Source organism: Pseudomonas phoenicis (genome assembly GCF_047302395.1).
In the GTDB taxonomy this organism is placed as follows: domain Bacteria; phylum Pseudomonadota; class Gammaproteobacteria; order Pseudomonadales; family Pseudomonadaceae; genus Aquipseudomonas.
The window spans coordinates 185,086-209,804 of sequence record NZ_CP154852.1; the positions used below are offsets into that span (position 1 = coordinate 185,086).

Annotated in this window: 24 protein-coding genes; 9 read left to right on the plus strand and 15 right to left on the minus strand. The window is 64.1% G+C overall.

The annotated features are described in order from the left end of the window. Positions 1 to 53: 53 nt before the first annotated feature. The 6 genes from AA0Z93_RS00950 to ppsA form a co-directional block, all read right to left on the minus strand. Positions 54 to 878, minus strand: coding sequence for a mechanosensitive ion channel family protein (locus AA0Z93_RS00950; RefSeq protein WP_413046798.1), 825 nt, complete (start codon positions 876 to 878; stop codon positions 54 to 56). A 2-nt stretch (positions 879 to 880) separates the two neighbouring features. Next, positions 881 to 1,132, minus strand: coding sequence for a CrfX protein (locus AA0Z93_RS00955; RefSeq protein ID WP_313740435.1), 252 nt, complete (start codon positions 1,130 to 1,132; stop codon positions 881 to 883). Between the two features lie 74 nt (positions 1,133 to 1,206). Beyond that, positions 1,207 to 2,202: a zinc transporter ZntB gene (locus AA0Z93_RS00960; RefSeq protein ID WP_413046797.1), complete on the minus strand. Its 996-nt coding sequence runs from the start codon at positions 2,200 to 2,202 to the stop codon at positions 1,207 to 1,209. Between the two features lie 27 nt (positions 2,203 to 2,229). Then, positions 2,230 to 2,721, minus strand: coding sequence for a ribonuclease E activity regulator RraA (gene rraA, locus AA0Z93_RS00965; protein ID WP_413046796.1), 492 nt, complete (start codon positions 2,719 to 2,721; stop codon positions 2,230 to 2,232). A 58-nt stretch (positions 2,722 to 2,779) separates the two neighbouring features. Then, the gene (locus AA0Z93_RS00970; protein ID WP_413046795.1) at positions 2,780 to 3,787 is read right to left on the minus strand and encodes an alpha/beta fold hydrolase; all 1,008 of its coding nucleotides are present in this window, start codon (positions 3,785 to 3,787) and stop codon (positions 2,780 to 2,782) included. A 136-nt stretch (positions 3,788 to 3,923) separates the two neighbouring features. Next, positions 3,924 to 6,299, minus strand: coding sequence for a phosphoenolpyruvate synthase (gene ppsA, locus AA0Z93_RS00975; RefSeq protein ID WP_413046794.1), 2,376 nt, complete (start codon positions 6,297 to 6,299; stop codon positions 3,924 to 3,926). A gap of 180 nt (positions 6,300 to 6,479) precedes the next feature. On the opposite strand from ppsA, the gene AA0Z93_RS00980 reads away from it, so the two are divergent. Both AA0Z93_RS00980 and AA0Z93_RS00985 read left to right on the plus strand, forming a co-directional pair. Then, the gene (locus tag AA0Z93_RS00980) at positions 6,480 to 7,298 is read left to right on the plus strand and encodes a pyruvate, water dikinase regulatory protein (RefSeq protein WP_413046793.1); all 819 of its coding nucleotides are present in this window, start codon (positions 6,480 to 6,482) and stop codon (positions 7,296 to 7,298) included. Between the two features lie 170 nt (positions 7,299 to 7,468). Next, complete coding sequence (locus tag AA0Z93_RS00985; protein ID WP_413046792.1) at positions 7,469 to 9,034, plus strand: methyl-accepting chemotaxis protein; 1,566 nt, start codon at positions 7,469 to 7,471, stop codon at positions 9,032 to 9,034. Between the two features lie 40 nt (positions 9,035 to 9,074). Here the strand turns inward: AA0Z93_RS00985 and AA0Z93_RS00990 are convergent, their stop codons facing one another. The 3 genes from AA0Z93_RS00990 to AA0Z93_RS01000 are packed head-to-tail and all read right to left on the minus strand — an operon-like array spanning position 9,075 to position 10,619. Continuing rightward, positions 9,075 to 9,959 (minus strand): pseudouridine synthase, encoded by an 885-nt coding sequence (locus AA0Z93_RS00990; RefSeq protein WP_413046791.1) that lies wholly within the window; start codon positions 9,957 to 9,959, stop codon positions 9,075 to 9,077. A 49-nt stretch (positions 9,960 to 10,008) separates the two neighbouring features. Then, positions 10,009 to 10,317, minus strand: coding sequence for a transcriptional regulator (locus AA0Z93_RS00995; protein ID WP_413046790.1), 309 nt, complete (start codon positions 10,315 to 10,317; stop codon positions 10,009 to 10,011). A 53-nt stretch (positions 10,318 to 10,370) separates the two neighbouring features. Beyond that, complete coding sequence (locus AA0Z93_RS01000) at positions 10,371 to 10,619, minus strand: glutaredoxin family protein (RefSeq protein WP_413046789.1); 249 nt, start codon at positions 10,617 to 10,619, stop codon at positions 10,371 to 10,373. 265 nt (positions 10,620 to 10,884) lie between these two features. Here AA0Z93_RS01000 and AA0Z93_RS01005 point away from each other — a divergent pair, with 265 nt between their 5' ends. From AA0Z93_RS01005 to AA0Z93_RS01030, 6 genes are all read left to right on the plus strand, one after another. Beyond that, a complete protein-coding gene (locus AA0Z93_RS01005) occupies positions 10,885 to 11,199 on the plus strand; it encodes a DUF883 family protein (RefSeq protein ID WP_413046788.1) in 315 nt (104 codons plus the stop codon). A gap of 10 nt (positions 11,200 to 11,209) precedes the next feature. Continuing rightward, on the plus strand, positions 11,210 to 11,584 hold the full coding sequence (locus AA0Z93_RS01010) for a phage holin family protein (RefSeq protein ID WP_413046787.1): 375 nt from the start codon (positions 11,210 to 11,212) through the stop codon (positions 11,582 to 11,584). Further along, positions 11,581 to 11,907, plus strand: coding sequence for a hypothetical protein (locus AA0Z93_RS01015; RefSeq protein WP_413046786.1), 327 nt, complete (start codon positions 11,581 to 11,583; stop codon positions 11,905 to 11,907). The genes AA0Z93_RS01010 and AA0Z93_RS01015 overlap by 4 nt, the downstream gene beginning before the upstream one ends. A gap of 214 nt (positions 11,908 to 12,121) precedes the next feature. Continuing rightward, entirely contained in the window at positions 12,122 to 13,453 is a 1,332-nt protein-coding gene (locus tag AA0Z93_RS01020; RefSeq protein ID WP_413046785.1) for a deoxyguanosinetriphosphate triphosphohydrolase, read from the plus strand. A 315-nt stretch (positions 13,454 to 13,768) separates the two neighbouring features. After that, entirely contained in the window at positions 13,769 to 14,389 is a 621-nt protein-coding gene (locus AA0Z93_RS01025) for a response regulator (protein ID WP_413046784.1), read from the plus strand. A 9-nt stretch (positions 14,390 to 14,398) separates the two neighbouring features. Beyond that, positions 14,399 to 18,013: a transporter substrate-binding domain-containing protein gene (locus tag AA0Z93_RS01030; protein ID WP_413046783.1), complete on the plus strand. Its 3,615-nt coding sequence runs from the start codon at positions 14,399 to 14,401 to the stop codon at positions 18,011 to 18,013. A 39-nt stretch (positions 18,014 to 18,052) separates the two neighbouring features. Here AA0Z93_RS01030 and AA0Z93_RS01035 read toward each other — a convergent pair whose 3' ends face one another. Then, the gene (locus AA0Z93_RS01035; RefSeq protein ID WP_296264224.1) at positions 18,053 to 18,397 is read right to left on the minus strand and encodes a YggL family protein; all 345 of its coding nucleotides are present in this window, start codon (positions 18,395 to 18,397) and stop codon (positions 18,053 to 18,055) included. A 186-nt stretch (positions 18,398 to 18,583) separates the two neighbouring features. Here AA0Z93_RS01035 and dacB point away from each other — a divergent pair, with 186 nt between their 5' ends. After that, positions 18,584 to 20,047, plus strand: coding sequence for a D-alanyl-D-alanine carboxypeptidase/D-alanyl-D-alanine-endopeptidase (dacB, locus tag AA0Z93_RS01040; RefSeq protein WP_413046782.1), 1,464 nt, complete (start codon positions 18,584 to 18,586; stop codon positions 20,045 to 20,047). A 79-nt stretch (positions 20,048 to 20,126) separates the two neighbouring features. On the opposite strand, the gene AA0Z93_RS01045 is transcribed toward dacB, so the two are convergent. Genes AA0Z93_RS01045 through AA0Z93_RS01065 form a run of 5 tightly spaced genes read right to left on the minus strand, consistent with a single transcriptional unit; the run spans position 20,127 to position 24,717 of the window. Next, entirely contained in the window at positions 20,127 to 20,549 is a 423-nt protein-coding gene (locus AA0Z93_RS01045) for a hypothetical protein (RefSeq protein WP_413046781.1), read from the minus strand. Between the two features lie 11 nt (positions 20,550 to 20,560). Beyond that, positions 20,561 to 21,745: a c-type cytochrome biogenesis protein CcmI gene (gene ccmI / locus AA0Z93_RS01050; protein WP_413046780.1), complete on the minus strand. Its 1,185-nt coding sequence runs from the start codon at positions 21,743 to 21,745 to the stop codon at positions 20,561 to 20,563. Next, positions 21,738 to 22,214 (minus strand): cytochrome c-type biogenesis protein, encoded by a 477-nt coding sequence (locus AA0Z93_RS01055; protein ID WP_413046779.1) that lies wholly within the window; start codon positions 22,212 to 22,214, stop codon positions 21,738 to 21,740. Before AA0Z93_RS01055 ends, ccmI begins: the two co-directional genes overlap by 8 nt. After that, positions 22,211 to 22,747, minus strand: coding sequence for a DsbE family thiol:disulfide interchange protein (locus AA0Z93_RS01060; RefSeq protein ID WP_413046778.1), 537 nt, complete (start codon positions 22,745 to 22,747; stop codon positions 22,211 to 22,213). Before AA0Z93_RS01060 ends, AA0Z93_RS01055 begins: the two co-directional genes overlap by 4 nt. Further along, positions 22,744 to 24,717, minus strand: coding sequence for a heme lyase CcmF/NrfE family subunit (locus tag AA0Z93_RS01065; protein WP_413048373.1), 1,974 nt, complete (start codon positions 24,715 to 24,717; stop codon positions 22,744 to 22,746). The genes AA0Z93_RS01060 and AA0Z93_RS01065 overlap by 4 nt, the downstream gene beginning before the upstream one ends. Positions 24,718 to 24,719 lie beyond the last annotated feature (2 nt).

Here is a 24,719-nt window from a genome sequence, read left to right on the forward strand (position 1 = left end):
GAGCCTTCGAGGGCCCATTTCAGCGGCGGCATACATTAACAGCTTTTGCCGGTTTAGCGGCGAGTCACGCGGTGCTCGAGCAACTGCCGGTTCGACACCGAAACCAGATCGCCCTCGTCCGTCAGCAGCGTGGTCTTGACCGTGCCGATTTCCTCGATCTGCCCCTCTATTTCGCCAATCTGCACCTGCTGGCCAACTTGGAAAAGCTCGCGGACATAGATGCCGGCCAGGATCTGGCTGGCGATTTCCCGGCTGCCCAGGCCCATGGCCAGGGCCATCGCCAGACCAACGGTAATCAGGCCGATGACGATCACGTGGTTGAGCAGGTCGGTCTTGACCTCGAGTTGGCTGATGGCGACCGAGATGGCGATGATGATCACCAGGCCCTGGGCGATGCGCCCGACGCCTGCGGCATATTCCAAGCCCACGCCTTCGGCGGCGCCCCGTACCAGGCCGTTGGCCAGTTGCGCCAGCAGTACGCCGGCCAACATCACCAGGGCAGCGCCGAACACTTTCGGCAGGTACAGCGCGAGCATGTCGAGGGTCGCCGAGACGCGCTCCAGGCCCAGCGACTCGGCAGCGGAGACGAGGAAGATCAATAGCACGAACCAGTAGACGATCTTGCCGATCAAGGTGGAGATCGGCACCTGGATGCCGACACGGCCGAGCAACTTGGTCAGGCCCGTGCCGCTCATCAGGCGGTCGAGGCCGAACTTGGCGAGCAGCTTCGACAACAAGGTATCGAGCAGCTTGGCGACCACGAAGCCCAGCAGCACCACGACCAGGGCGCCGAACAGGTTGGGGATGAAGTTCGCTATTTTGGTCCACAGCGCAGTCATCGCGGTGACCAGGCTCTGGGTCCAGAGATCGAGTTCCATAATCAATCGGCCTTATCAGCGTTGCTGCCAGCGGCAGGTGTGCGGCGCACCGGCGCGACATGCGCCGAGCCATTGTTGAGGGCGACCATCAGCGCCTGGCCGCAACGGCCGAGCAGGGTGAAGAGGTCACCGGCACCGACCTGGCGGTTGGCGGTTTTCAGCACGCGCCCCAGGCATGCGGCGTCGTCGCGGTCTTGGCCGGACGGCGCGGCATTGAGCAGGTCGCGCAAGGATTGTTCAAACGGATCGTGCATGGGCACCTCGCGTAGTGTCAGTCAAAGACGAGAGCGCTTGGCGGCAGGTCACATAACGCTGGCCCACCGACGCCCTACACCCAGCGCAGGCGACGGAACAGCCACCACTGCCCCACCGCCAGGCCCAGTACCACCAGGCTTGCGAAGACGAAACCGTTGGGGCTCTCCGACCAGGGAATGCCGCCCACGTTGATGCCCAGCAGGCCCGTGACGAAGCTCATCGGCAGGAAGATGCAGGTGATGATGCCCAAGCGGTACATGGTCCGGTTCATCCGCTCGTCACGCTTGCGGTCTTCGCTTTCCAGCACCAGCGCGGCACGCTCGCGCGTCAGCTCCAGTTCTTCGAGGTAGCGGATCAGGCTGTTGTTCAGCTCGTTCCAGTAGTCGGCGTCGGCGTCGGCGAACCAGCTCCACTTGTGCCGCGACAGTTGCGCATAGATGTCGCGCTGCGGCGCCAGGAACCGCCGTAGCGCCGCCGCGCGGCGACGGATCTGTTGCAGGCTGCCCTGGGCCGGTGAATAGTGCTCGTCGGCCTCGACCTTCTCTTCTTCCAGGTCGACCTCTTCGGTGAGGTCGCTGACCAGCGCCTGGACCTTTTCGGTCAACAGCTCGCCCATCACCACCAACAGCTCCGAAGCGGTCTTCGGCCCTCGGCCCTCGGCCAGTTGCTGGATGATTTCGTCGCTCGCACGCAGCGGCCGCAGGCGCAGCGAAATGACCCGCTGCGCTTCGCCGAAGATACGTACCGAGACCATGTCTTCGGGCTCGGCGCCGGGGTTGAGGTTGACGCCGCGCAGGAACAGCAGCATCTGCTCGTCGGCCAGCGGCAACAGTCTGGGCCGCGTGTTCTCTTCGAGCAGCAGCTCGCAGGCGAACTCGCTCAGCCCGCTGTCGTGCAGCAGCCAGGTCCGGGTTTGCGGATGGCTGCGATCCCAGTGCAACCACAAGCTCTGTTCGGCGGCCAGCTGCAGCCCGGCCAGCTCAGTGCGCGGTACCGCGCGCGCACCGCCTTTGCCGTCCAACAGCAGGGCGTGCACCAGCCCCCACTGTGCGTTGTCTTCCTCGGTCATCGACCCTCCATCCGGGTTACGCACCGCTCATTGCGGCTGGGTCAGCGGCGTGGCCGAGACCAGCACGCCATTGTTGTCGGCATACAGGTATTCGCCCGGGCGGAACGTGACGCCGGCAAAGGCCACCACCACGTTGAGCTCGCCCACGCCGCGCTTGTCGGTCTTCAGCGGATGGCTGGCCAGGGCCTGGATGCCGACGTTGGTCTGCGCCAGGGCATCGACGTCGCGCACGCAACCGTAGATCAGCAAACCCTCCCAACCGTTCTGCGCGGCTTTGGCGGCGAGCATGTCGCCCAACAGCGCGCGGCGCAGCGAACCGCCGCCGTCGACCACCAGCACTTTGCCCGTGCCGTCGAGCTCGACCTGCTCACGGACCAGTGAGTTGTCTTCGAAGCACTTGAGGGTGACGATCTGGCCGCCGAACGAATCATGGCCGCCGAAGTTGCTGAAGATCGGCTCGAGCACACGCACCTGGTCGGGATAGGCATCGCACAGGTCGGGGGTAAGGTAATGCTGCATGGCAAACTCCTGTCGTTGGCAAGCAAGGTTAGGGGTCTTGCAGAATCGCCGGCCAAGGCTACACCGTGGAGGTGGCTGCGGTCACTGGTGGCGGTTCGAGTTGCTCAGCCCCACGCACGACGTGCTGCGGATCGTGCAGCCAGGCTTCGACCAGCGGCCATACCCGGGCCTGTGCCGCTTTGCTCACCAGCATGTCGATATGCCCAAGGGCTTCGAAACCCTGGGCCTTGCCGAGGCAGAGGAACTGCCGGCTCGGCCCGGCCATCTGCTCCAGCAAACGACGACAGGCCCAGACGGGCGCGTCGATGTCTGCGACGCTGGCCACCGCCAACACCGGCGCTTCGACTTGCGCCAACCCCGCCCACCAATCGTTGCCCTTCTCGCCGAACCGCCCGAACAGGCCGTGCCAGCGCAGGGTTTCCAGGGCCAGACCGATAGGTTCGTCTTCAGGGCCGCGCTTGAGCCGCGAACCTGACAACTGAGCGAAACGGCGCAAGGCGAGACGTGCAATCCACACCAGCGGCGGCACCTTGAATGCCCAATGGGCATGGCTGACCTGGGTGCCGAACAGCGCCACGCTGGCGACCTGCTCGGCCGGCAGGTAACCGCCGCCCAAGGCGGCGGCCAACGTGGCGCCACCCAGGGAGTGACCGATCCAGTGCGGCGCACGGCCGGCTTTCTCGGTAACGAACGCTGCGATCAGCGGCAAGTCCTCACGCGCATAATCGGCCACGCGGTTGCCGCGCCATTGGCGATTGCGCGGCGACAGCCCGTGGCCGCGCATCTCGGGAATCCACACATCGAATCCGGCCCGCGCCAGGAAGGCGCCAAGGCCCAGGCCCTTGGGCGAAAACCAGAAGCGGCGATTGGAAAAACTGCCGTGCAGGAGGATGACCGGCACCCCTTGGGGCGCGGCCTGCTCGACGCGACCAAGGCGCGTCAGCGCCAGCTCGACGCTGGGGTCGGCAGCCTTGCCGGCTTTGATACGGTAGACATCTTCGCTGAGGTCGCCGCGTCGCTCGGCACTGAGCAAGGCGACGGGAAAGAGAGCACTGCTGCTTTGCATGGAATCTGGCGCACGGAAAAACGGCGAGTATAAATGCACGGCGGGCAAGGCCCAATGCCAATCGACGTCGGCATCGGAACTTGCCCGCAGTGCAAGGCGAAGGCTTGGGCAGGCCATGGTCCGCCCAGCTGGCGAATCAGTCGCCGACGCGCTCTTCGGCGAGGAAGAACCAGGTTTCCAACACCGAGTCCGGGTTGAGCGAGACACTCTCGATGCCCTGCTCCATCAGCCACTTGGCCAGGTCCGGGTGATCCGATGGCCCTTGGCCGCAAATCCCGATGTACTTGCCGGCCTTGTTGCAGGCGGCGATGGCGTTGGCCAGCAGCTTCTTCACCGCAGGATTTCGCTCGTCGAACAGGTGGGCGATGATCCCCGAATCGCGGTCCAGGCCCAAGGTCAGCTGGGTCAGGTCGTTCGAACCGATGGAGAAGCCGTCGAAGTATTCGAGGAACTCTTCGGCCAGAATCGCGTTGGACGGCAATTCGCACATCATGATCACGCGCAGGCCGTTGTCGCCACGGGCCAGGCCGTTTTCGGCGAGCAGGTCGACCACTTGGCTGGCTTCGCCCAAGGTCCGCACGAACGGCACCATGATCTCGACGTTGGTCAGGCCCATCACGTCGCGCACATGCTTGAGCGCACGGCATTCCAGCTCGAAGCAGTCGCGGAAGGACTCGCTGATGTAGCGCGAGGCGCCGCGGAAGCCCAGCATCGGGTTTTCTTCTTCCGGCTCGTAGAGCTTGCCGCCGATCAGGTTGGCGTATTCGTTGGACTTGAAGTCCGACAGGCGCACGATGACCTTTTTCGGGTAGAAGGCAGCGGCCAGGGTGCTGATGCCCTCGACCAGCTTCTCGACGTAGAAGCCGACCGGGTCGCTGTAGCCGGCCACGCGCTTGTCGACGCTGTCCTTGAGTTCGGGCGGCAGGCCGTCGTAGTTGAGCAGCGCCTTGGGGTGCACGCCGATCATGCGGTTGATGATGAACTCCAGACGCGCCAGGCCCACCCCTTCGTTGGGCAGTTGCGCGAAGTCGAAGGCGCGGTCCGGGTTGCCGACGTTCATCATGATCTTGAACGGCAGTTCGGGCATGGCATCGACCGAGTTCTGCCGTACGTCGAAGCCCAGTTCGCCTTCGAAGATGAAACCGGTGTCGCCCTCGGCGCACGACACGGTGACGCCCTGGCCGTCCTTGAGCAGTTGCGTGGCGTTGCCGCAGCCGACCACGGCCGGAATGCCCAGCTCACGGGCGATGATCGCCGCGTGGCAGGTGCGCCCGCCACGGTTGGTGACGATGGCGCTGGCGCGCTTCATCACCGGCTCCCAGTCCGGGTCGGTCATGTCCGAAACCAGCACGTCGCCGGGTTGGACCTTGTCCATCTCGGAAACGTCCTTGATCACACGGACCTTGCCGGCGCCGATGCGCTGGCCGATGGCGCGGCCTTCGACCAGCACCGTGCCCTTCTCCTTGAGCAGGTAGCGTTCCATGACGTTGGCGCTGGCGCGGCTCTTCACCGTTTCGGGGCGGGCCTGGACGATGTACAGCTGGCCGTCGTCGCCGTCCTTGGCCCACTCGATGTCCATCGGGCGCTGGTAGTGCTGCTCGATGATCATCGCCTGCTTGGCCAGTTCGGCCACCTCGGCGTCGGTCAGGCAGAAACGCGCGCGCTCGGCGCGGTCGACGTCGACGGTCTTGACCGAGCGACCGGCCTTGGCTTCGTCGCCGTAGACCATCTTGATCGCCTTGCTGCCCAGGTTGCGGCGCAGGATGGCCGGGCGACCGGCCTGCAAGGTGCTCTTGTGCACGTAGAATTCGTCGGGGTTGACCGCACCCTGGACCACGGTTTCGCCCAGGCCGTAGGCGCCGGTGATGAACACCACGTCGCGGAAGCCCGACTCGGTGTCGAGGGTGAACATGACGCCGGCGGTGCCGGTTTCCGAACGCACCATGCGCTGCACACCGGCGGACAGGGCGACCAGTTTGTGGTCGAAGCCCTGGTGCACGCGGTAGGCGATGGCACGGTCGTTGAACAGCGAAGCGAACACTTCCTTGGCCGCGCGGATCACGTTGTCGACGCCACGGATGTTGAGGAAGGTTTCCTGCTGGCCGGCGAAGGACGCGTCGGGCAGGTCTTCGGCGGTGGCCGAGGAACGCACGGCCACGGCCATGTTGTCGTTGCCGTTGGCCATTTCGGCGAAGGCGGTGCGGATTTCGCTGTCCAGGCGCGCCGGGAATTCGGCGTCCATGACCCACTGGCGAATCTGCGCGCCGGCCTGGGTCAGGGCGGCGATGTCGTCCACGTCCAGCGCATCGAGCACGGTGTGGATACGGTCGTTCAGGCCGCTCTGCTCGAGGAAGTCGCGATACGCCTGAGCCGTAGTGGCAAAGCCGCCCGGTACGGAAACGCCGGCGCCTGCGAGGTTGCTGATCATCTCGCCCAGGGAGGCGTTCTTGCCCCCTACGTGCTCCACATCATGGACGCCGAGCTTATCGAGGGAAACTACGTACTCTACCAAGGTGATCTCTCCACTAACGGTGTTTGGGAAAAGCTCAAAGAGGCGCCGCCGGTCGCTTGCGACTGGCCCGGGCGCTTGTGGCCTGGACTTGCAAAATGAGTAAGAATGCCGGACATCATGTTCGGCGAACCGAACCTAGCATATCCTGAAACATTCAGCAGCTTAAGGCTCCAGGCGCTCATGAAACGAACCGCGTTCTTCATTTCCGACGGTACCGGCATCACGGCTGAAACCCTGGGGCAAAGTCTGCTGGCCCAGTTCGATACTATCCCTTTCAACAAATTCACCCGTCCTTATATCGACACGCCCGACAAAGCCCGCGCCATGGTCCAGCAAATAAACCTCGCTGCCGAGCGCGATGGCGTACGTCCGATCATCTTCGACACGATCGTCAACCAGGACATCCGCGAGATTCTGGCGACCTCCAACGGCTTCATGATCGACATCTTCTCGTCGTTCCTCTCGCCGCTGGAGCAGGAGCTCACCGCCCATTCGTCCTATTCGGTGGGCAAATCGCATTCGATCGGCGGCAACTCCAACTACATGGAGCGCATCGAAGCGGTGAACTTCGCCCTGGACAACGACGATGGCGCGCGCACCCACTACTATGACAAGGCCGACCTGATCCTGGTCGGGGTGTCGCGTTGCGGCAAGACGCCCACCTGCCTTTATATGGCCATGCAGTTCGGCATTCGCGCGGCCAACTATCCGTTCACCGAAGACGACATGGAGCGCCTGCAACTACCGGCGGTGTTGAAGAAACATCAGAACAAGCTGTTCGGCTTGACCATCGACCCTGACCGCCTGACCGCGATTCGCCACGAGCGCAAACCCAACAGCCGGTATTCGAGCTTCGCCCAGTGCGAATTCGAAGTGCGCGAGGTGGAGGGGCTGTTCCGCCGCGAAAACATCGCCCACATCAATTCCACGCATTTCTCGGTCGAGGAAATCTCGGCCAAGATTCTGGTGGAAAAAGGCGTCGAGCGGCGCTTCAAGTAGCGGCGCAGCGTGTCACGTCGCCCTGCCCTATCCGAGCGCGCGTGCCGAGCGTGAACCCCGCCAGCACGCAGTGCTGCGCGCCGTCGACCGCTCGGTCACAAAGCGTAAAAAAACCTCAATAAAATGTCACACATGCCGATAGCTGGGGAAACCTCGCGGAATGAGCTGACATGCGCAACAACCAACCGATCACCCAGAGAGAACGGACTTTCCCTGCACAGCAGCGGTTGATTTCCACCACCAACGCCAAGGGTGTGATCACCTACTGCAACGACGCCTTCGTCGAGATCAGTGGTTTCGCCCACGACCAGCTCGTCGGTGCGCCGCACAACCTGGTGCGCCACCCGGACGTGCCCACTGCCGTGTTCGCGCACATGTGGCAGACCCTCAAGCAAGGCCTGCCGTGGATGGGCATCGTCAAGAACCGCTGCCAGAACGGCGACTTCTATTGGGTCAACGCCTACGTCACGCCAATCTTCGAGAATAACCAGGTAGTCGGCTACGAGTCGGTGCGCATCAAGCCCAGCGCCGAGCAGGTACGGCGTGCCGAAGCGCTGTACCTGCGCCTGAACCAGGGCAAGACCGCCGTACCGCGCCGCGACACCTGGGTACCGGTGGCGCAGGCCTGGCTGCCGTTCATCCTGATCAGCCAGATCGGCTTCGTCATCGGTTCGCTACTGGGCCATGGCGCCGGCTTCGCCCTTGCCGCCCTGCTTTCGGTACCGCTCGGCCTGCTTGGCCTGAGCTGGCAGCAACGCGGCCTCAAACGTTTGCTGCGCCTGGCCGAGCAGACCACGTCCGACCCGTTGATAGCGCAGATGTACACCGACAGCCGCGGCGTGCAGGCCCGTCTGGAAATGGCCATGCTCAGTCAGGATGCGCGCATGAAGACTTGCCTGACCCGCTTGCAGGACAGCGCCGAGCACCTGAGCGACCAGGCGCGCCAGTCCGACACCCTGGCGCACCAGAGCTCTGCAGGGCTGGAACGTCAACGGGTGGAAACCGAACAGGTCGCGGCCGCCGTCAATCAGATGGCCAGCACCACGCAGGAAGTCGCCAGCCACGTGCAGCGTACCGCCGACGCCACGCAGCAGGCCAATCGCCTGACCAGCCAGGGCCGCACCATCGCCGGCGAAACCCGCGAAGCCATCGAGCGTCTGTCGAGCGCCGTGGGCGAAACCGGCCGTACGGTCACACAACTGGCTCAGGACAGCAACGAGATCGGCGGCGTGGTCGATGTGATCAAAGGCATCGCCGACCAGACCAACCTGCTGGCCTTGAACGCCGCCATCGAAGCCGCACGCGCGGGGGAAATGGGCCGTGGCTTCGCCGTAGTGGCCGACGAAGTGCGTCAGTTGGCGCAGCGCACGGCCGAGTCCACCGGACAGATCCACGGGCTCATCGCCAAACTGCAGCAGACCGCCAGCAACGCCGTGCAGACCATGGAAAACGGCCATCGCCAGGCTCAGGAAGGTGTCGAGCGGGTCATGCAGGCCGATGAAGCATTGGTCGGTATCAGCGAGGCCGTGGCCAACATCACCGACATGACCACGCAGATCGCCGCCGCCACCGAAGAGCAGACCGCGGTGGCCGACGAGATCAGCCGCAACATCAGCACCATCGCCGACCTGGCCGACGAAACCTCCGGTCAGGCCCAGCGCTCGGCGTTGCTCAGCGAAGAGCTGACCACCACGGCAGGCACCCAATACTCGCTGGTCGAACGTTTCAACCGCTAGACGATCCTGGCCCCGCGCAGGCGGGGCCTCACCGCGTGCCTTACCAATCGAGCACGATGCGGCTCTGGAAACGCCGCTCGCCGGCACCGAGCGGATCGTCGAAACGCAAGCTGTGGGCCAGCAGCTTCAACGGTTTCTGGTAGTCGTCCTGGCCATCGCTCAGGTATGGATAGAAAGGATCGTGCCGAATCGGCGCGCCCAGCGCCGCCATGTGCACGCGCAGCTGGTGCGTCTTGCCGGTCACTGGCGACAAGCCGTAGCGCCACCACGGACCATTGCGCTCCAGCACCTGGGCATGGGTTTCGCTGTTCGCCGCACCGGGCACTTCGTGCATGCGGAAAAACGGCTCGCCATGCTCCAGGCGACTGCGATGCACCAGCGGAAACTCGCGCTCGGGCAAGGCCGCAGCAATGGCCTGATAACCCTTGTCGATGCGCCGCTCCGGGAACAGGCGTTGGTACAGACCGCGGCTATCGGGGTTGGCGGAGAACAGCACCAGCCCCGCAGTGTGCCGGTCGATGCGGTGCAAAGGCACCAGGTGCGGGTTGTCGAGGCGGCGGATGAGCCGCCGTAGCAGGGTCTGCTCGACGTATTCGCCCGATGGCGTGACCGGCAGGAAATGCGGCTTGTCGGCCACCACCAGGTGTTCGTCCTGAAACAGGATGTGCTCCTGCACGGGAATCGGTTTTTCTTGCGGGACTTCGCGAAAGTAGTGAATGCGCAAGCCGCGGCGGTAGCCCTGCTCGACCGCCAGCGGCTGGCCTTGCGCATCCAGCACGCGGCCACGGGCGAACCGGTCGAGCCACTGTTCGCGGCTGATGGCCTTGAAGCGCTCGCACAGGCAATCGAGCACGGTGGCCCAGTTGCCGGGCGGCAGGCAGAAGGTGCTGGCCTGCACGCGGGCCGGATCGAAAGAAGACGTCATGACAGGTGCCCGAGGTTCAAACGCGGCATTATCGGCCAGGTCACGCGCTTCAACCAGCTTCGTCGACAGGCTCGCAGCGCGCCTTGAGCCAGCGCAGTACCTGCACCGGCTCCCAGCGCGTCGGGTCGTACAGCGCATAGGCCAGGCCCTGGTAACCGACCACGTCCAGCGCGCGGTGGTAACCCGCGCGCTGGAACAGGGCTTCGACTTCGGCGAAGCAGGTGTTGAAGTGAGTCTTGCCGAAAGGCGTGCACTCGTCGAGCACCAGGCCATCGACGTGCAGTGCCAAGGCCGCGTCGCTGATCTGCTCGATCGGCATATGGTTGACGCTGGATTTTAGTTGCTCGACGTTGAGCATGGGCCACCCGAATACTGTATTTCCATACAGCATACGAAGGCGACCTTGTGCCGTCAATCGCCAGGCTGCGCCAGAAAGGCCACCACCTGTTCGGTATCGAACGGCCAGTCCAGCTCGGCGCCAGTATCCACGCGGCGTAGAACGGGTATACGCAAGGCCAGGTGTGGGTAGTCGAGTGGAGGGTCGGCGATGTCGACCAGCTCCACCATCAGGCCATGGTCCACCAAGGGCATGAGCATGGCTTCGGCGACTTCGCACAGATGGCACCCAAGGGTGCCGAACAACTGGCATTCCGGGAGCATGGGAGGTTCCTGCCTGTAAGGGAATCGAGCGTGTAGTCTAGAACTGCGCAGGCTACCTTGCACCTGCGCTGCGTCAGGGTCGTTACTTGAAGCGAGCCTTGTAAGGAGGCGCGCGCAGATCGACCTTTTCCCCTTCCAAATCCGCGCTACGCTTGCAAACCATCCTCACCGGCCCAGCGAGGATGGTCGATCCGCTACAGGCACTGAACCTTCGGACACGGCAATCACTCGAAATAGCCACGAACACTTACCAGGGAGAGCCAACATGGCTAGCAACTCGGCAAAGACTGCACAAGACATCCTCGCGGCTGACTTCCAGGCGCTGGTGCGCGACACCGAAAAACTGCTGGCAGATACCGCCAACCTGGCGGGCGAGCAGGCCGACGAACTGCGCGAGCAGGTCCGTTCCCGCTTGCTGCAAGCCCGTGACAGCCTGCAACAGACTCAGGATGCGGTGCGTGAGCGTAGCCAGGAAGCCCGGGACAGTGTCGAGCTGTACGTGCTGGAAAAACCCTGGCATGCCGTGGGGATCGCCGCCGGTGTGGGCCTGCTGATTGGCCTGTTGGCCAATCGCCGCTGAGGAATAGTTCATGGATAAGGACGCCATCGGCACTGTCGCCACGGGCAAACGCCTGGGCGCGGCCGTGCTTGGACTGCTGCACAGCCATGTGGAGCTGCTCGGCATCGAGTTGCAGGAACAGAAAGCCCGCAGCTTGCGCCTGCTGCTCTTTGCAGGTTTCGCCCTGGTCTTCGGCCTCATGCTGCTGGTCGCACTGTCGGGCCTGCTGCTGATTCTGGTGTGGGACACCTACCGCCTGGCCGGCATCCTCGGCCTGTGCGCAGTCTATGCGCTGGCCGCGGTATTCTGCGCGCTGCGCCTCAAGGCCGCAGTGTTCGACGAATCATCACCCTTCAGCGCCACGCTCGAAGAGCTGGCCAAGGATCGGGAGCGCCTGTTGCCATGAGCCTGCCTCAAATGCCTACCAGCCGAGATCCGCGCGAAATGCGCAAAGCGCTGCTGCGCCTGCGCATGGAAATGCATCGTCAGGAAATGCGCCTGGAAGCCTCGCATCTGTTCGACCCGGTACGGCGCCTGCGCAACATGGGCAGCTCCGTGCAACATGGCCTGGACGGCCGTCGCCTGTCGTTCTGGAACCTTGCCGCCGTCGTCGCCATGGGCTTCGTCACGGGCAAAGGCGTACGCGGCGGTGGTTTGAGCCGTCTATTGGGCATGGGCACCAGTGTGGTGCCGCTGGTCAAGGCCGTACTGGAAAGCCGTCGACGCTGAACGCCCTGTCAGGCGTTCGCGCCTGGCACCGCAATCGTGCGATGCAGATCCGAAAAGCCGGCAGGGACGCTCTCGACTCGAGTCGATACAGCGTTCAGGCCGGTTTTTTCGTGGGCCTGCGTTCATCGGCGCTTGCCGACCCATGGCGCAACCGCCGACCATGCCCGACCCTACCTTTCGGGGCCACACGCCCCACTCGATGGAGCACACGTCCTTGGACTGGCACACCCTGCTGAACCGCGAACGCCTGGGAAAGGCCCATTCAAGCCCGCAGGAGATGGGCCGCAGCCCGTTCCACAAGGATCACGATCGGATCATCTTCTCAGGTGCGTTCCGTCGCCTGGGGCGCAAGACACAAGTCCATCCGCCCTATAGCAACGACCATATCCACACGCGCCTCACCCACTCGCTGGAAGTCAGCTGCGTCGGCCGTTCACTGGGCATGCGCGTCGGCGAAACCCTGCGCCCGCAATTGCCCGCTTGGTGCGAGCCGAACGATCTGGGCATGATCGTGCAGTCGGCGTGCCTGGCCCATGACATCGGCAACCCGCCCTTCGGCCATTCCGGCGAAGACGCCATCCGCTACTGGTTCCAGCAAGCGGCCGGGCGCGGTTGGCTGGACGACATGAACGACGACCAACGCGCCGACTTCCTCAATTTCGAAGGCAACGCCCAAGGCTTCCGGGTCCTGACCCAGCTCGAATATCACCAGTTCGACGGTGGCATGCGCCTGACCTACGCCACATTGGGCACTTACCTGAAATACCCCTGGAGCGCCCGCCATGCCGACGCCCTGGGTTACAAGAAGCACAAGATGGGCTGTTACCAGAGCGAGCTGCCGCTGTTACAGCAGATCGCGGGCAAACTGGGCTTGCCCCAACTCGACGAGCAGCGCTGGGGTCGTCACCCGTTGGTCTATCTGATGGAAGCCGCCGACGACATCTGTTACGCCCTGATCGATCTGGAAGACGGCCTGGAAATGGACCTGCTGCAATACGCCGAAGTCGAAGCGCTGCTGCTGGATCTGGTCGGCGACGATCTGCCCGACACTTACCGGCAACTGGGGCCGGACGACTCGCGGCGGCGCAAGCTGGCGATCCTGCGCGGCAAAGCCATCGAACACCTGACCAACGCGGCAGCCGACGCCTTCGTCGAACAGCAGCACGCCCTGCTGGGTACAGGCCTGCATGGCGATCTGGTCGAGCACATGCATGGACCGGCCAAGCGCTGCGTACTGCATGCCAAGGACATGGCGCGCAAGAAGATCTTCCAGGACAAACGCAAGACCCTGCACGAGATCGGCGCCTACACCACGCTGGAGATCCTGCTCAACGCGTTCTGCACCGCCGCGCTCGAGCAGCACGGTGGGCGCGCGCCTTCGTTCAAGAGCCGGCGTGTGCTGGACCTGCTGGGCAACCATGCGCCCGACCCCAACACCTCGCTGCACAGCGCCTTCCTGCGCATGATCGATTTCATCGCCGGCATGACCGACAGCTTCGCCAGCGAAATGGCCCGCGAAATGACCGGGCGCTCCAGCCCGGCATGAATCAGGGGGCCTGGGCCGGCCGTGCCTGGACTGGCCGTGCCTGGACGGGCCGTACCCAGCTCGTCCCTCGTGCACGCTGCCTAGGACCAGGCCTACGATATAAACAAAACCGTTAAACAACCTTCGAATTGGAACATGGCTGGCAACGATCGAGCCATTGACATGGCCGATTTCATAATCCGCGTGTAGCTACACTTCGAGTTCTTTGGAAGTAATTTCCTATATCTGCACGAATGGCCGAGCCACCATGTGCGACCATCAACAACTAGGCTAAGGTGCCGGCTGCCTCTCTTCTTGTTGCATGGAAAGCCGAATATGCACTCTGTATTTATCGTGGACGATCATCCAGTCATTCGTTTGGCCGTTCGCATGTTGCTGGAAAATCAGAATTACAAGATCGTCGGCGAATCGGACAACGGCGTGGATGCCATGCAAATGATCCGTGAGGCCAAACCCGATCTAGTCATCCTCGACATCAGCATTCCCAAGCTCGACGGCCTCGAGGTGCTCTCGCGCCTGCAAAGCATGGGTCTACCGCTCAAGGTGCTGGTGCTCACGGCGCAGTCGCCCGCTTTGTTCGCATTGCGTTGCATGCAGTCCGGCGCTTCGGGTTACGTTTGCAAGCAGGAAGACTTGGGCGAACTCTTGAGCGCGATCAAAGCGGTACTTTCCGGTTACAACTACTTCCCCAACCAAGCGCTCAACCAGACCGCCCCCGAAGAAAACAGCGACTTAGAACGCTTCCGCCTGATCAATGACAGAGAGTTGATGGTGTTGCAGTTATTCGCCCAGGGCCGCAGTAACAAAGACATCGCGCGCGGCATGTTTCTGAGTAACAAGACCGTCAGCACCTATAAGAAACGCTTGATGCAAAAGCTGCAGGTCGAAACCCTGGTCGAGCTGATCGACATCGCCAAGCGTAACGCACTGGTCTAAGGGTCGGGCATGAGCAAGTTCGTTGCCGGTATGCTCGTCGTAGTCGTTCTCAGCGCGCTGGTCAGCTACGCCATGGGCGCCGCCCACACGACGCACAGCTACATGTTGCTGAGCCGCGCCAGCACCCAAGCCACCGATTTGCCGCTCACCCCAATCCAGCGCCAGTGGATCGACAGTCGCCAGCGCCTGGTGGTAGGCACCACTGCGCCCGACAACCCACCCTTCGACATCACTCTGGGCGGGCGCGAATACCAGGGCCTGACGGCCGACTACATCGGGCTGATCAGCAGCGCCCTGGGCTTGCCGGTGGAAATTCTTCGCCTACCGACGCGTCAAGCCGCGATAGAGGCACTCAAGCGCGGCCAGATCGACCTGCTCGGTAGCGCCAACCGTTATGAAGCGGAGTCTGCCGGGCTGGTGCTGTCCAGGCCCTATGCGATCGATCAGACGGTGCTGGTGACCCGCGAGGACGAAACCCGTCCTCTGGACATGGACCTCGAAGGCATGCGCCTGAGTGCGCTCTACCATTATCTGCCCACTTCGGAGATCAAGGCGGCCTACCCCGGCGCACAGGTGCAGATGTACGACTCCACCACCGAGGCGCTCAACGCCGTCGCCTTCGAGCAGGCCGACGTATTCATCGGCGACGTCATCTCCACGCACTACCAGATCAACCAGGGCCACCTGCCGCATTTGCGCATGGCCAACTTCGGCAAGCATGAGACGGTCGGTTTCAGTTTCGCCATGCGGCAGAACGAAACCCAGCTTCTGGAGCTGGTCAACGCCACGTTGGAGCATGTGCCGCAAGCCACCCGCGGCGAGATCTCGAGGCGCTGGAGCGCGGGCTATGACAACCTGCTCACCGACCGCAAACTGCAATTGTCCAAGCGCGAAGCGCAATGGTTGCGCGACCATCCCGAGATGCGCGTGTCGGTCAACGAAAACGCGGCGCCCTTATCGTTTCTCGACAACAATGGACGCCTGCGGGGCATCACGGCGGACCTGCTGGAGCTGATCCGCTTGCGCACCGGGCTGCGTTTCAAGGTGCAACGCGGTGGCGATCTTGGCGACATGATCGATGAGCTGCACAAAGGCCAGACCGACATCATCGCCACGTTCGCCACGGACAAAGACAACGGCACCGGCCTGAACATCAGCCGGCCCTACCTGGAAACGTCCCACGTCCTGGTCACGCGCAAGGATGCCGGGCCGAGAAACACGTTCGCGCAATTGCGCGGCAGGCGGGTTGCGCTGTCCAACCATCGCAGCATCGCCAGCAGCATCGCCAGCCGCTATCCAGAAATCGTTCTGGTACCGAGCAAGAACCCGGCGCATGCGGTCGCGATGCTGCGAAGCGGTGCGGTCGACGCCATCGTCACCACGTTGATCGATGCCAATCACGCCCTGACGGGCAGCGACGAACTGGTCATCCGCTCCACCGTCGGCAGCGAACCGGCCAGCTTTGCGATGGCCACGGCGCCCGGCGCCAGTGAGTTGACCTCGATTCTCGACAAGGCATTGCTGAGCATCACCCCCGAGGAGCTGGGCGTCATCCACAGTCGCTGGCGCAGCTACAGCCTGTTCGACGACGCACGCTGGCCGATGTATCGCCGCACCATCCTGCAGGTCGTCGCCGCCACGGCTGCCCTGCTCATGCTCGCGCTGCTGTGGAACGCTCGGCTGCGACGCCAGATCAAACAGCGGCAGACGGCCGAACGGGCGCTCAACGACCAGCTGGAATTCATGGGTGCGCTGCTCAACGGCACCCCGCATCCGCTGTATGTACGCGACCGCGAAGGCCGCCTGCAAAGCTGCAACGCCAGTTACCTGCAGGCGCTCGACACCACTAGCGAGGAAGTGCTGGGCAAGCGACTGGAAGACAGCAAGATGAAGGACTGCCCCTATTCGCTACAGATCGAAGCCGATTACCAGACGGTCATGGAGCAAGGCACACCGCTGATCCTCGACCGTCCCATGCGTGTTCACGACCGGGAGCTGACCTTGTACCACTGGATGCTGCCCTATCGTGACTCGCTAGGCGAAGTGCAGGGCATCATCGGCGGCTGGATCGACATCAGCGACCGCCGCAGGCTGGTGCTGGACCTGCGCATGGCCAAGCAGCAAGCCGACGACGCCAACCGCGCCAAGAGCACCTTCCTGGCCACCATCAGCCATGAAATCCGCACCCCGATGAATGCCGTGATCGGCATGCTCGAGCTGGCCCTGCGCCGCGCCGACCAGGGCGAGCTGGATCGCCCAGCCATCGAAGTGGCGCATCAATCGGCCAAGGATCTACTGAGTCTGATCGGCGACATCCTCGACGTGGTGCGCATCGAGTCCGGCCACCTGTCACTCAAGCCCGAAGTGGTCAGCCCGATCGATCTGGTGGAATCGGTGGGTCGGGTGTTCGACGGTCTGGCCCGTGAAAGGAGCCTGGCGCTTTGGGTCGATATCGCACCAGACGCCCCCTACCACGCCCTGCTCGACCCGTTGCGCTTCAAGCAGGTGCTGTCCAACCTGGTAAGCAATGCCATCAAATTCACCGAGCATGGCCAGGTACGCATCAGCGTGACCCTACGCGACCGCACAGCCAACGCAGCCTTGCTGGATCTCGAGGTACAGGACACGGGCATCGGCATCAGCGAAGACAACCTCGCACGCCTGTTCAGCCCCTTCGGCCAAGTGAATCCGGATAGCCGACAGGCGCGTAATGGCACGGGGCTGGGTTTGGTCATCAGCCGCAATCTGTGCCAAATGATGGGCGGCAGCCTGACCCTCGAAAGCCTGCATGGGGTGGGCACCCGGGTGCGGCTGCAAATGCCGCTGCAACTCACCGAGTCCACGCCAACACCGGCAGTGTGCGAGGAGCGTTGCCTGCCCCTGGATCTGCGCCTGAAGGTCATGGTCATCGACGATCACCCCGCCAACCTGATGCTCATGACGCGACAACTGAGCGTGCTGGGCCTGCGCCATCAGCGCGCATGCGACGGGCGCGAAGCGCTGCGCAAGTGGCGCGACGGGCAGTTCGACGTGCTGATCCTCGACTGCAACATGCCGCACATGAATGGCTACCAACTGGCGCGGATCGTGCGGGCCGAAGAGCAGCTGCACAGTCGCACGCCCTGCACCATCATCGGCTACACCGCCAACGCCCAACCCGAAGCGCGCCAACATTGCCTGGAAGCCGGCATGGACGACTGCCTGCTCAAGCCCATCTCCCTGTCTACGTTGCGCCAACGTCTGGCCAGCATCCGATGCACGGAAACCTCGCCCCAGCCACGCGCCATGCCCTTCGACCTGGAAGGTTTGAGCAGTGTGGTCGGCGACAGCGCGGCGGACCGCAGACGCTTGCTGGACACCTTGCGGCTCAGCCTGCAACACGACCTGCACCTGCTCATGCAGATCGATCCGGCACTCGCCCCGCAAGCGCTGGCCGACCAGGCGCACAAAATCCTCAGCGCGGCGCGCATGCTCGAAGCACAATCGTTGATGGCCGCTTGCGAAGCGGTGCAGGCGTGCGACGGGCCTGACCTGTTGAGGCGCAAGCGTCAGTGCCTGGCGCGGCACATGCGGCGGGTGGAAAAGGCGCTGGACCGGGAGTTGTCCGACGGCGCGAAGGATTGAAACGAAAACGGCCACCGCGAGGTGGCCGTTCTACGAGGATCAGGACGCCGAATTGATCGGCTTTTCCGGATACCACGCATCGAGCAGCGGGCTGACCTCGACCTTGGTCAATTCGCTGCGGCCTTTGAGCCAGGCTTCGACAGCGGCGCGCTGTTCTTCGCTGACCGAGCCACGTTCGGCCAGGCAGACCAGACCGAAGTCATCGCCACCGACATAGTCCAGGCCATTGGCGTCCATGGCTTGGGTCAGGAAGGCATCGAGGAAAGCGTCGATGGCCTCTTCGGACAGGTCTTCCTTGAAGCCCAGGTTCAGCTCGAAACCCAACTCCTGGAATTCGTCCACGCACAGTTTTTTGCGCAGACGACGGGAACGGTTAGTGGCCATGAAACAATCCTCTTGAGTAGTAACGCGCGGCACTTTACCAGCTTCCGCGCGTCAAGACCGCTTTTGTCTCAAATCTGGTCCATGTCGCCTACGCTTGGGGCATAATGCGAACCGCTGCTTCGCGGGGCCATCATCTTATACAGCCCCTCCTGCTTTCACCTTTTCCTGCGCAGGATCTGCTCTCCCATGATCAAAACGCTCCGCCCTCTATTGTTCGCCGGCCTGCTCCTCCCCCTGGCCCTTCCCAGCCATGCCGCCCCGGTCAACACCACACTGTCGCCCAAGGTGCAGAAAGCCTTGGCCACCAACAAACTGCAGGACTCCGCCCTCTCCCTGGTGCTGCTGCCGCTCGACGGCCAAGGCACCCCGACCGTGTTCAACGCCGATGTCTCGGTCAACCCTGCTTCGACCATGAAGCTGGTCACCACCTACGCCGCGTTGGAACTGCTGGGCCCCACCTATCAGTGGAAGACCGAGTTCTACACCGATGGCGCGCTGAGCAACGGTGTGCTCAACGGCAACCTCTACCTCAAGGGTGGCGGCGACCCGAAACTGAACATGGAAAAGCTCTGGCTGCTGATGCGCGACCTGCGCGCCAACGGTGTGCGCACCATCACCGGCGATCTGGTACTGGACCGCAGCCACTTCGTGCAACCCAACCTGCCGGCGTTCGACGACGATGGCGGCGACGCCAACAAGCCCTTCCTGGTCAAGCCCGACTCGCTGTTGGTCAACCTCAAGGCGCTGCGTTTCGTCGCCCGCAACGATGGTGGCAAGGTGACCGTCGCCGTCGAACCGCCCATCGCCAGCATCCGCATCGACAACCAGGTCAAGGCCGTAGCGTCCAAGCAATGCAGCGGCGATGTGCGCTACAACCCGGTACCAGGGCCAGACGGCATGAGTGTGGTGGTCAGCGGCCAATTGGGCGATGGCTGCAACTCGCAGACCTACTTGTCGCTGCTCGACCACCCCACCTATGCCGCAGGCGCCGTACGCGCCATCTGGAACGAACTGGGCGGTACGGTACAGGGCCGCGACCGCGTCGAGAACGTGCCCAGGAACGCTCGCCTGCTGGCGCGCGCGTTCTCGCCTGACCTGGTAGAGGTGATCCGCGATATCAACAAGTACAGCAACAACACCATGGCCCAGCAGCTGTTCCTGAGCATCGGCGCGCGTTTCCGTACCGATGCCGACGGCGACGACGCCCGCGCTGCACAACGGGTGATCCGTCAGTGGATGGCCAAGAAAGGCATCACCTCGCCGCATCTGGTGATGGAAAACGGATCGGGTCTGTCGCGTGCCGAGCGGGTCAGCACCCGAGAGATGGCCATGTTGCTGCAAGCCGCCTGGAAAAGCCCCTATGCGGCTGAGTTCATGAGTTCGATGCCGCTGGTGGGCATGGACGGCACCATGCGCAAGCGCCTGAAGACCACCGCCCTGCGCGGTGAGGGCCACATCAAGACCGGTACGCTCAACACCGTGCGCGCCATCGCCGGCTTCACCCGCGACAGCAATGGCAAGACCTGGGCGGTCTCGGCCATCCTCAACGACCCGAAGCCCTGGGGCGCCGCGTCGATCCTGGACCAGATCCTGCTCGACGTGTACCAGCAACCCAAGCTGGCCAACACCACCGCGACGCTGGCGCCCTGATCGCCGAGCGCCAAACGAAATGGCCCGCCAACCGGCGGGCCATTTCATTCAAGGCGCGGAACGATGGATGGGAGACGGCTCACTGCGCGAAGGCTTTACCCAACCCGCCCGGCACACCGCTGCTGTCGGTGTCCTGCCAGGGTCCTTCGGGGTTCACCGACCAGCTCCAGCCGTTGTTCCAACGGTAGTAGGTGCGCTGGCGGTAGAAAGTGTTGGGCTGCTTCTCCAACACGTACACGCCCATTTTCGGGTCCCAGTGGCTGGCGCCACCCGGCGGTGGGGCGAAGCTGGCGGATGTGCGCGGCATGGTTTTGGGGGCCGCAGGCGGTTGGCCAGGCTTGGGCGTGCCGGGCTTGGCACCTGGCAGCGGCGTGACCACAGGACCTTTGGGCGGCGGCGCGGTTTCGATGGGCGGCGTCGGCCGCTCGACCGGACGGTGGACCGTACAGGCGCCTAGCCCCAGGGCCAGGGCGATGACGGTCAGGCGGGCGATACTGTGCATGGCGCGATGTCTCACGAATCGGGGCTGTCGATGATCAGGTGCGCAGTGGCCTGGGTGTCGCTCGCCATAGGCGCGCTCTGCCCGATCCATTCGCCCTGCATGGGCTGCCCGCTACGGGAGATGCGGGCAACCAGTTTGACTTGGCCGGCCCTGGACAGTTTCATCGGCGCCAGCATGGCGTCGGCATCGGTCAGTTCCACCTCGACGGGCAGTTGCGCAACGGTGAGGCGCTTGGCGGCCAGGGGCGCACCGGGGCCGCTGGTTGCGCGGGCGAAGACGAACACCGTGTCGTCGGCGCGTACCTTGTCCTTTAGCGCAGCAGCCAATTCCACACGCACTTTCAGACGTAGCTGGGTGGCCGGCGCGCCGCCTGCGGTGCGCAATTTTTCGGCCGCCCGGTCGATGCCGCCTTGCAATGCCGCGCGCGAAGCGTCCTCGGCCGGCAGTTGCGCCAGGAGGCGTTGCCAGTAACCGATCGCTTCCTGATAACGCTGCCCTTCGAACGCGGCGATGCCCAGCAGACCCAGGCTGGTCACTTCGTTGGGGTCGCCCTGCAAGGCCTCGGCGGTGAGCGCCTGAATCTGCGCCGTCCAGTGTTTGTCGTTGGCGAAGTACAACGCCTGCGCCCACTGCCCGAGCACGTCCGGCTGGCGCCCGGCCAACGCCACGGCGCGGGCGTACACGGCGGCCGCCTCGGCCGGGCGCTGTTCGGCCATGTAGGCGCGACCGAGGAAGTACAGGCTTTCGGCCGAGTCGGGTTGCGCCTCGACCGCGCGCTCCAGGCGCGTGGTCATCTCGGCCAGGGAAGCGGGCGGCCGGGCGAACTCCTGGGTCAGGCGGATCTGCTCGACGGCGCCGAAATGCAGGTACAGCCCCATGGCCGCCAGCGGCAGCGCTACCGCGAGGGCGACCGGCAAGGCGACGCCTAGCTTGCGGGGCGCGCCCGGCTCGGCCGATTCGGTGTCGGCCAACAGTTCGCGGGCCGCTTCGGCACGGCCGCGTTGCAACTGCTCGGCGTCGAGCAACCCGGCCTCGGCCTGGCCGCTCAGCTCGGCGACACGCTCCTGGTACAGCGCGACATTGAGCGCGGTACGGTCTTCTTCCCGTTGCTGGCGATGGCCGCGCAAAATCGGAATCAGCACAAAGCCGAGTGCCGCCACCAGCAGCAGCCCGGCGCCAAGCCAGAGTTCAGTCATGGAAAGGGTCTTGTTTCAACAGGGTGGCCAGCCGCTCGCGCTCGCTGGGGGAAAGGTCGGCGGCGGTGTCGTGCTCGCCGGCGCGACGGCGGCGCACGATCAGCGCCAGCACGCCCAGGCCGCCGACCAGCAAAATGCCGGGGCCGAACCACAGCAACCATGTGCGGGCATCGAGGGCCGGCTTGTAGCGCACGAAATCGCCGTAGCGGTCGACCATGAAGTCGACGATCTGCCGGTTGCTCTGACCTTCGCCGAGCATGCGGAAGATCTCGCGACGCAGGTCGGCGGCGATCGGCGCATTGGAATCGGCGATGTCCTGGTTCTGGCATTTCGGGCAGCGCAGTTCCTTGGTCAGCTGCTGATAGCGCTCGCGCTCGGCCTGATCACGAAACAGATAGGTGTCGATGGCGGCTTGGGCGCCTGCGCTCAGCACCAGGCCAAGCGCCAACGCGCTCATCCAGCGCTTCATGGTGTGGCCCCGTCCAACAGTTGCTGGTAACGCGGAGCCAACTGCTCGCGCCAGACGCCGGCATCCACCACGCCCACATGCTTGTAGCGGATGATGCCCTGGGCATCGATCAGGAAGGTTTCCGGCGCGCCATACACGCCAAGGTCCAGGCCCAGGGTGCCTTGCGCATCGTCGATGTTCAGCTGGTAGGGGTTGTGGAATTCGGCCAGCCATCGCTGCGCGGCGGCGTTGTCGTCCTTGTAGTTGATGCCGTGGATGACCACGCCCTGCTCGGCCAACTGGTTCAGGTAGGGGTGCTCGACCTTGCACGACGGGCACCAGGTGCCCCAGACGTTGACCAACGCCGGACGTCCGCGCAAGTCGGCCTCGGTCAGGTTGCGTGCGTCCTGCACCGCTTTGAGCGAGAAGGCCGGAAACGCCTTGCCGATCATCGCCGAGGGCAATTCGTCGGGCTTGAGGAACAGCCCTTTGTAGAGAAATACCGCCAGCAGCAGAAAAGCCGCCAGGGGCAACACCATCATCCAGCGTTTCATGCGTTCGCTCCCGCCACACCCAACACGTCGCGCACCCGCGCTTTGACTTTCAACCGGTAACGTCGGTCCAGCGCCGCGAGCACACCGCCGAGCCCGGTCAACAAGCCGCCCAGCCAGATCCAGCGCACGTAGGGTTTGATGTGCACGCGCACGGCCCAGGCGCCGTTTTCCAGAGGTTCGCCCAGGGCCACGTACAGATCGCGGGTGAAACCTGCGTCGATACCGGCCTCGGTCATCATCGAGCGCTGTACGGTGTACAGGCGTTTTTCCGGATGCAGCACCGACACTTCGCGACCCTCACGGGACACGCGCACGGTGCCCTTGTCGGAAATGAAGTTGGGCCCCTCGAAATGCTGCGCACCTTCGAACAGGAAGTGGTAACCGCCCAGTTCGATGCTCTCGCCGGGCGCCATGCGCAGATCGCGCTCGGCGCTGTTATGGCTCGACAGCACCACGCCCAAGGCGCACACCACCAGCCCCAGGTGCGCCAGCTGCATGCCCCAGTAGCTGCGCCCCAGGCCGCCCAGGCCTTTGACCAAGCCGCGATGACGGGTCTTGTCGAACACATCGCGCAGCCCGGCCAATACCACCCAGGCGGCCAGGGCGAAAGTGGCGAGCACCGGCCAGTCGAAATCCCCCACCAGCCAGCCCGCCAGCGGCGCGGCCACCACCGCGCCGAGCAGCACCGGCGTGAGCATGCTCGCCAGCCAGCGACCGGGGGTGTCTTTCCAGCGCACCAGCACGCCGATGCCGAGTACCAGCATCAACAGCGCCATCAGCGGCAGGAACAAGGCATCGAAATACGGCGGGCCGACCGACAGTTTGGCGCCGGTCAGGGCATCGAGGATCAGCGGGTACAGGGTGCCGAGCAGGATCATCGAGGCGGCCACCACCAGCACCAGGTTGTTGCCCAGCAGCAGGGTTTCCCGCGACCACAGGGCAAAGCCCACCTGGCTCTTGACCACCGGCGCGCGCCAGGCGAACAGGGCCAGCGAACTGCCCACGACGAGCAACAGGAAGATCAGGATGAACACCCCGCGCGCCGGGTCGGCGGCGAAGGCATGCACCGAGGTCAGCACGCCGGAACGGACCAGGAAGGTGCCCAGCAGGCTCAGCGAGAACGCGGCGATGGCCAGCAGCACGGTCCAGCTCTTGAACACCCCACGCTTTTCCGTCACCGCCAGCGAATGCAGCAGCGCCGTGCCCACCAGCCAGGGCATGAAGGAGGCGTTTTCCACCGGGTCCCAGAACCACCAGCCGCCCCAGCCCAGTTCGTAATAGGCCCACCACGAGCCCAGGGTGATGCCTACGCCCAGAAACGCCCAGGCCACCAGTGTCCAGGGCCGCGACCAGCGCGCCCAGGCCGCGTCCAGACGCCCGCCGAGCAGCGCGGCGATGGCGAAGGCGAAGGCCACCGAAAAACCGACATAGCCCATGTACAGCATGGGCGGATGGACGATCAGGCCGATGTCCTGCAGCAGTGGGTTGAGGTCGCGGCCATTGCTCGGCACCTGCGGCAACAAGCGCTGGAACGGGTTGGAGGTGACGATCAGGAAGCTCAGGAAGCCCACGCTGATCATGCCCATCACCGCCAGCACCCGCGCCAGCATGACCTGCGGCAGGTGCCGCGAGCAGACCGACACGGCGAAGGTCCAGCCGCCCAGGATCAACGCCCAGAGCAGCAGCGAGCCTTCGTGGGCGCCCCACACCGCGCTGAACTTGTAGTACCAGGGCAAGGCGGTGTTGGAGTTGCTGGCCACATAGGCGACCGAGAAGTTGTCGGTCATGAAGGCGTGGGTCAGACAGGCGAAGGCCAGCGCCAGAAAGGCGAACTGGCCCCAGGCGGCCGGGCGCGCCAGGCCCATCCACAGGCGGTCGCCGCGCCAGGCGCCGATCAGCGGCACGCTGGCCTGCAGCGCAGCGAAGCAGATCGCCAGGATCATCGCCAGCTGGCCCAGCTCGGGTACCAACA